The following is an 8028-nucleotide window of genomic DNA, read 5'->3' on the forward strand; positions in this document are numbered from 1 at the left end:
AATCACTGCAAAGTGACGAGCCAAGGTTTCATCAACCAGGCGATGGAAGGTTTCTTTGTCTTCTGCCAGCAAACGTGTCCGTTCTTCAAAACTAATGCCAACTGGGCAATAGCCACCATCATAAACGTTGTGGCAAGAGGTCTGGTCAGACAAAAGATGAACATGGACTTGGTGTTCGTTGACATATTCGAGTAAGTCTACGATATTACCATGGTAGGCAATCGAAGTTGATTCACCAGCTTCCAGTGCTGCTTGAGCCAATTTCACAGCTTCTTCGGCACTGTCGGTTACTTGACTAATCCAACCTTGAGAGTGACGGGTTTCGATCCGAGAGCGGTCTACTTCTGCAACGATGGCAACCGCTTTTGCAATTTCAGCTGCTTTCCCTTGAGCTCCACTCATACCACCGAGACCAGACGAGATGAAGAGTTTACCGGTCAAGTCGCCGTCATCAGGCACACCAAGTTTGAGACGACCGGCATTGAGAAGGGTGTTGAAAGTACCGTGAACGATCCCTTGAGGACCAATGTACATCCAGCCACCAGCCGTCATCTGACCGTAGTTCGTCACTCCCATTTCTTCAGCAATTTCCCAGTCGCGCATGTTGTCATACTCACCAATCAAGAGACCGTTAGTAATGACGACGCGAGGAGCTTCTGGTTTCGATTTAAAGAGGCCAAGAGGGTGACCAGATTCAACGACCAAGGTTTGGTCTTCTGTCATCACTTCCAAGTATTTTTTGATCAAGTTGTATTGCATCCAGTTGGCACAGACAGATCCTGTTTCTCCATAAGTGACCAATTCATAAGGATAAAGGGCAATTTCAAAGCTCAAGTTGTTGTCAATCATGACTTGCATAGCCTTAGCAGCAGTGCATTTTCCTTTGTACTCATCAATTGGTTTTCCATAGATGCGATCTTTTGGACGGAAGCGATAGCCATAGATCCGACCGCGAGTTTTTAGTTCTTCCAGAAATTCTGGGATCAACTCTTGGTGGAATTTTTTAGGAATGTAACGCAAAGCGTTTTTAAGGGCAATTTCAGTCTGAGCTTGCGTTAAGCGGAAGCCTCTATCAGGTGCACGACGGATGCCTTCTTGAAAAGTCGCCTTTTCAGGTAGGACATCAAAGTCAAATTTGACAGACATAGCAGCCGCAATTTCTTTCTCGTCTATAAATGACATAGCAGAACCCTCCTTATAGTTGGACTGTGAATTTATATTTTCTTTATTGTATCCAAGAAACGTCAATAAAGAGTCAAAAAAAAATATAATTTTTAATAAAGCAAAAAAAATGAGGGGAAAACTTTTTGACTTTTTTTTGACGCTTTTTCTGTAGAATTGTAAAATGAATAACAATGGAAATAGAAAGGAATGTTTCATATGTCTGCTGATATCCTATTAACCCACTTTAACCAATTGTTTTGTCCGAATGATCTAGGCCATCCTCTCTATGGCAAGGAGATGGCAGAAGCAAAAATTCTTTCAGATGCTTATATCGCCATTGAAGATGGAAAGATTCTTGCAGTTGGGACAGGTCAACCAGACCCAGAACTGATCGATGACCATACGGAAGTGAAATCCTGTGAAGGAAAAGTTGCGACTCCTGGCCTGATTGACTGCCATACCCACTTGGTCTATGGAGGCAGTCGGGAGCATGAATTTGCGAAAAAATTAGCGGGTGTTTCTTACTTAGACATCCTCGCTCAAGGCGGTGGAATTCTGAGCACGGTTCGGGCGACACGGGAAGCTTCTTTTGACAATCTCTATGACAAGTCCAAACGACTGTTGGATTACATGTTGCGTCATGGGGTGACTACTGTCGAAGCCAAGAGTGGTTATGGTTTAGATTGGGAAACTGAAAAACGCCAACTAGATGTAGTAGCTGCCTTGGACCGTGACCATGAAATTGATCTGGTATCAACCTTTATGGCAGCCCATGCGATCCCAACAGAGTACAAGGGCCGTTCCCAAGAATATTTAGATCTCATTGTGGAACAAATGCTTCCCAAAGTGAAGGAAGAAAAACTAGCTGAGTTCTGTGATATCTTCTGTGAAAAAGGTGTCTTTACAGCAGATGAATCTCGCTATCTTCTTTCAAAAGCTAAGGAGATGGGCTTCAAGCTACGGATTCATGCCGATGAGATCGAGTCCATTGGTGGTGTTGATGTGGCGGCTGAATTGGAATCTACCAGCGCAGAACACCTGATGGTGATTACGGATGAAGGCATTCAAAAACTAGCAAAAGCCAAAGTCATCGGCAATCTCTTGCCTGCTACAACCTTTAGCTTGATGGAAGATACCTATGCACCGGCTCGTAAGATGTTGGACGCTGGGATGGCCATCACCCTAACAACGGACAGCAATCCAGGGTCTTGTCCAACAGCCAATCTCCAGTTTGCCATGCATCTGGGTTGCTTCATGATGCGCCTAACTCCAGTAGAAATTCTCAATGCAGTAACCATCAATGCGGCCTATTCAGTTGATCGTGCTAAAACAATCGGCTCTTTCGATGTTGGCAAACAGGCTGACATTACCATCTTTGATGCACCAAATCTAGATTATCTCTTCTATTTCTTTGCGACAAATCTAGTGACAGATGTCTACAAGAAAGGTCAAAAAGTCATTTAACCTACTCTATTTCATTTGGGACTTTGCTCGTTTGCAAAATCAGCAAAGTCTTTTTTTTAATCGTATCTCTGTAGGGAATAGGACCACTTTAGTAGAACATTAAAATTTGACGTTCAAAGAATATTTTTCTTACTTTCTGATGTACAAAAAGGGAAATTCTTGATAGAATAGAAGTAATATTGAATATTTTCTTCAATATCATCTGTTTGTCGTGAAAACAGATTGTTTAAACTATTGATCAAACGAACAGGTTGTTCAACAGACCTGTCTAGAAATTGTGAGGAGACAAGATGACTGTCGATTATAACAGCAAAGCTTACTTGGATAAAGTAGACGCTTGGTGGCGTGCAGCCAACTACATTTCAGCTGCTCAAATGTACTTAAAAGATAACCCGTTGTTGAAGCGCGAAGTCGTTGAAAACGACTTGAAGGCTCACCCAATCGGACACTGGGGAACTGTACCAGGGCAAAACTTTATCTATGCTCACTTGAACCGTACCATCAACAAATATGACTTGGATATGTTCTACATTGAAGGACCAGGTCACGGTGGACAAGTAATGGTATCGAACTCTTACTTAGATGGTTCTTATACTGAATTGAATCCAAATATCCCTCAAAATGAAGAAGGTTTCAAACACTTGTGTAAGATCTTCTCATTCCCAGGAGGAATCGCTTCTCACGCGGCGCCTGAAACACCAGGATCTATCCACGAAGGTGGAGAACTTGGTTATGCCCTTTCTCACGCTGCCGGTGCTGTATTGGATAATCCAGATGTGATTGCTGCCACAGTTATCGGTGACGGTGAAGGAGAAACAGGTCCATTGATGGCTGGTTGGTTGTCAAATACCTTCTTGAACCCAGTCAACGATGGGGCTATCCTTCCAATCTTCTACCTCAACGGTGGGAAGATCCACAACCCAACCATCTTCGAACGCAAAACAGACGAAGAATTGGCCCTCTTCTTTGAAGGTCTTGGATGGAAGCCAATCTTTGCGAATGTCACTGCAATTTCAGAAGACCACGAAGCTGCACACGCTTTGTTTGCTGAAAAATTGGACGAAGCAATTGAAGAAATCAAGAAAGTCCAAGCAGAAGCTCGTAAAGGTTCTGCTGAAGAAGCAACTCAACCAGTATACCCTGTCTTGATTGCTCGTATTCCTAAAGGTTGGACTGGTCCAAAAGCATGGGAAGGAACACCAATCGAAGGTGGATTCCGTGCGCACCAAGTTCCAATCCCAGTAGATGCTCACCACATGGAGCATGTTGATGCCCTTCTTTCATGGTTGGAATCTTACCGTCCAGCTGAATTGTTCGACGAAACTGGTAAACTAGTTCCTGAAATTGCGGAAATTGCACCAAAAGGTGACCGTCGCATGGCGATGAACCCAATCACAAATGCTGGTGTGATCAAACCAATGAACACAGCTGATTGGAAGAAACATGCCCTTCAATTCAACACACCAGGTGAAATCATGGCTCAAGACATGATCGAATTTGGTAAGTATGCGGCAGACTTAGTAGATGTAAACCCAGATAACTTCCGTATCTTCGGTCCAGACGAAACCAAATCAAACCGTCTTCAAGAAGTCTTCACTCGTACAAGCCGTCAATGGTTAGGACGTATGAAACCAGACTACGATGAAGCGTTAAGCCCTGCTGGTCGTGTCATTGACTCTCAATTGTCAGAGCACCAAGCCGAAGGAATGCTTGAAGGATATGTCTTGACAGGTCGTCATGGATTCTTCGCTTCTTACGAATCCTTCCTTCGTGTTGTGGATTCTATGATCACTCAACACTTCAAATGGTTGCGTAAGTCTAAGACACATACAACATGGCGTAAAAACTACCCAGCCTTGAACTTGATTGCAACTTCAACTGTCTTTCAACAAGACCACAATGGCTACACTCACCAAGATCCAGGTATCTTGACTCACTTGGCTGAGAAAACTCCTGAATATATCCGTGAGTACTTGCCAGCAGATACCAATAGCTTGCTTGCAGTGATGGATGAAGCCTTCAAGGGAGAAGATGTGATCAACTTGATCGTTTCTTCTAAACACCCACGTCCTCAATTCTACTCAGCAGCTGAAGCAGAAGAATTGGTTCGTGAAGGATACAAGGTGATCGATTGGGCTTCAACTGTTTCAGCAGATGAAGAACCAGATCTTGTTATTGCAGCTGCAGGTACAGAGCCAAACTTAGAAGCTCTTGCAGCCATCACAATCTTGCACAAAGCCTTCCCAGAATTGAAGATCCGCTTTGTCAACGTTATCGACATCTTGAAATTGCGTCACCCATCCGTTGATGCGCGTGGACTTTCAGATGAAGAGTTCGACAAAGTCTTCACAACTGATAAACCAGTCATCTTTGCCTTCCATGGTTACGAAGGCATGATCCGTGATATCTTCTTCAACCGTCACAACCATAACCTTCGTGTGCATGGTTACCGTGAAAACGGAGATATCACCACACCATTTGATATGCGTGTGATGTCTGAGTTGGATCGCTTCCACTTGGCACAAGATGCAGCTAATGCAGCTCTTGGAGCAGAAGCAGCTGAATTCGCAGCTCAAATGGACGAAACAATCGCCTTCCACCATGACTACATCCGTGAAAACGGAGACGACATTCCAGAAGTTCAAAACTGGAAATGGGAAAACGTGAATAAATGAGAAAAAGAGCCGGAGTAATCCGGCTTTTCAGATTTAAGACAAAGTCATATTAAAAACTTTCCTTAGGTGAGTACGGACGTCAGCGAACTTCTTCGAAGTTCCAAGACTAATTATTGAGCCTAAGGTCTCAATAATTCCGAGTGCCTGAAACGTTATTGTTTCAGGCACTTTTCTCACAGCGGAAAGTTTCGGCATTTTTTTGAATCAATTTAAAAATTGGAACTCATTTTATTTCTTTGCAGAATCTCTTTACTTATTTTAATTTAAAATAGGTTGTCTACATTCTAAATATCCAGAGTAATCCGGCTTTTTTGCTGCTCTGAATGTAGGGGGGGATAAAAGATACATGAAAAGATGTTCGGAAATCAAGCGTTTTCTAATAAAATTGTAAGAGTTTCCATGAAAATATTGAAGTAAAACCGAAAAAATAGTAAAATGGAAGAGCTGATTGTAGCAAATCAACTGTTCTGCGTTCTCCTTTTTGGAGAAGTGTCCAACAATAGAAAATGGAGTATTCTTTGAAGAAAAAAGTTATCTTGAAAAGCAGTATCCTAGCGGTCGCTGCGGGTCTTAGTGTTTTTGCGATCAATAGCGTTTTTGCAGACGAATTGCCCGTGCAGTTCATGGGCGTCAATGACTTCCACGGTGCCTTGGAACAAACAGGGACGGTTCGTTTAGAAGGCGAAACTGTGAAAAATGCAGGAACAGCCCCACTTTTGGCAACCTACTTGAATGATTCACAAAAAGACTTTGAAACAGAGAATGCAGGAACGCCTAATGCCAGCATCCGTGTGCAAGCGGGAGATATGGTCGGCGCTAGTCCAGCCAACTCTGCCCTCCTTCAAGATGAACCAACTGTAAAAGTCTTCAATGAAATGAACTTTGAATACGGAACCCTTGGTAATCACGAGTTTGACGAAGGACTTGGTGAATTTAACCGGATCATGAAGGGAGAAGCCCCAACACCTGGTCAATTCAACAAGATCGTCGATGAATATCCTCATGAAGCTTCTAAACAAGAAGTCGTGATTGCCAACTTGGTTGACAAGGATACCAACAAAATCCCATTTGACTGGAAACCTTATACCATCAAAGAAATCCCAGTCAATGACAAGACCGTTAAGGTCGGATTTATCGGGGTTGTTACGACAGAATTCCCAAATCTTGTTTTGCGTAAAAATCATGAACAATACCGTGTTTTGGATGAAGCAGAATCGATTGCTAAATATGCGCGTGAACTGAATGACCAAGGGGTTCATGCTATCGCTGTCTTGGCCCACGTTGCTGCCACTAGTAAGAATGGTGTAGCAGAAGGTCCTGCTGCAGACATGATCAAAAAATTAAACCAAATTTATCCTGAAAACTCAGTGGATATCGTCTTTGCAGGTCACAACCACCAATATACAAACGGAATGGTTGGAAATACCTTGATTGTTCAAGGTACTTCTCAAGGGAAAGCCTACTCGGATGTCCGTGGGGTCCTAGATACAGATACAGCTGACTTTGTCAAAGCTCCAACTGCTAAAATTATTGCGGTAGATCCATCGAAAGGCAAAGCGAAAGATGCCAAGGTTCAAGCGATCATCGATGATGCCAATGCGACGGTTAAAAAAGTAACAGAAGCAAAAATCGGTACAGCAGACAAGGCTGAAAATATTACCCGTGAATTGAATGCACAAAAAGAAAGTGCTGTTGGAGATTTGGTCACAGCAGCGCAACTAGATATTGCCAAAAAATCAGGTTATCCAGATGTTGACTTTGCTTTCACCAATAATGGAGGAATTCGTGCAGACCTCGTGGTGAAACCAGACGGAACAGTAACTTGGAGTGCAGCTCAAGCGGTGCAACCATTTGGAAATATCCTCCAAGTAGTAGAAATCACTGGGGACCAAATCTACAAAGCTTTGGACCAACAATATGATGAGAAAGAGCTTTACTTCTTGCAAATGGCAGGGATCAAGTACACCTATACAAAACCAGCCGATGCAACAGAAGAAAATCCATATAAGGTCGTGAAAGCTTACAAGGCAGATGGAACTGAAATTGATCGCAACAAAACCTACAAGGTGATTATCAACGACTTCTTGTATGGTGGCGGAGATGGCTTCTCAGTCTTCCGTGATACAAAATTGATCGGTGCCATTAATCCAGATACTGAAGTCTTTATCCAATACATCGAAGATGTGAATAAGGCAGGGAAGAAGTTGTCTGCTTCAATCTTGGGCAACAAGACATTTGTGGAAAAAGTGGAAGAAGAAACACCTACTCCAGAACCACAACCAACTCCAGAACCACAACCACAGCCAGCGCCAGTTGATCCAGTAAGTCCAGTTCATCCCGTAGCTCCAGTTACTCCAGTAAGTCCGGCTACCCCAACTCCTCAACCTGAAAGCCCAGTAACTCCAGCTCAACCAGCTGCAAGCGAAACAAAAGAAGTGGCAACAAACAAACCAGTCGCTGTCACCTATCATACAGGTGGCCAAGCAGAAGCAACAGCTACACCAGCAACTGGTCTTCCAAAAACAGGTCAAGATGAATTGGCTTCAACCGTCCTTAGCCTCTTTGGTATGACCTCACTAGCTTTAGCGGGGTTTGTAGCCAGCAAAAAACGCGAAGGTTAACTGGGGATAGCAAGTATACAAACTGTTTTTGCATAAAAAATTAAATGATTCTGCAATAGATATCATTTACTCCTTACTGGGACTTTCCGCTGTGAGAAAAGTGA

3 protein-coding genes and 1 pseudogene are annotated in these 8028 nt (G+C 43.2%); 3 read left to right on the forward strand and 1 reads right to left on the reverse strand.

Features of this window, described 5'->3' with window-relative positions; translation table 11 throughout:
• Positions 1–1182, reverse strand: a pseudogene (locus SPADD19_RS11335) (urocanate hydratase); the annotation flags it as partial.
• Positions 1183–1380: 198 nt separating this feature from the next.
• Between SPADD19_RS11335 and hutI the strand changes: the two are divergent.
• The 3 genes from hutI (at position 1381) to SPADD19_RS00690 (ending at position 7924) form a co-directional block, all read left to right on the forward strand.
• Positions 1381–2628 carry an imidazolonepropionase gene (gene hutI / locus SPADD19_RS00680; RefSeq protein WP_061454939.1) on the forward strand — a complete coding sequence of 416 codons (1248 nt, stop codon included), beginning with the start codon at positions 1381–1383 and terminating at the stop codon, positions 2626–2628.
• 290 nt (positions 2629–2918) lie between these two features.
• Positions 2919–5303 (forward strand): phosphoketolase family protein, encoded by a 2385-nt coding sequence (locus tag SPADD19_RS00685; protein WP_061454940.1) that lies wholly within the window; start codon positions 2919–2921, stop codon positions 5301–5303.
• Positions 5304–5821: 518 nt separating this feature from the next.
• Entirely contained in the window at positions 5822–7924 is a 2103-nt protein-coding gene (locus SPADD19_RS00690) for a surface-anchored 5'-nucleotidase (RefSeq protein WP_241496371.1), read from the forward strand.
• Positions 7925–8028 lie beyond the last annotated feature (104 nt).

Source organism: Streptococcus parasanguinis (assembly GCF_001578955.1).
Taxonomy (GTDB): Bacteria; Bacillota; Bacilli; order Lactobacillales; family Streptococcaceae; genus Streptococcus; species Streptococcus parasanguinis_U.

Coding starts and splice junctions, on each gene's coding strand:
- hutI (WP_061454939.1), top strand. CDS start 1,381: ATGTCTGCTGATATCCTATTAACCCACTTTAACCAATTGTTTTGTCCG.
- SPADD19_RS00685 (WP_061454940.1), top strand. CDS start 2,919: ATGACTGTCGATTATAACAGCAAAGCTTACTTGGATAAAGTAGACGCT.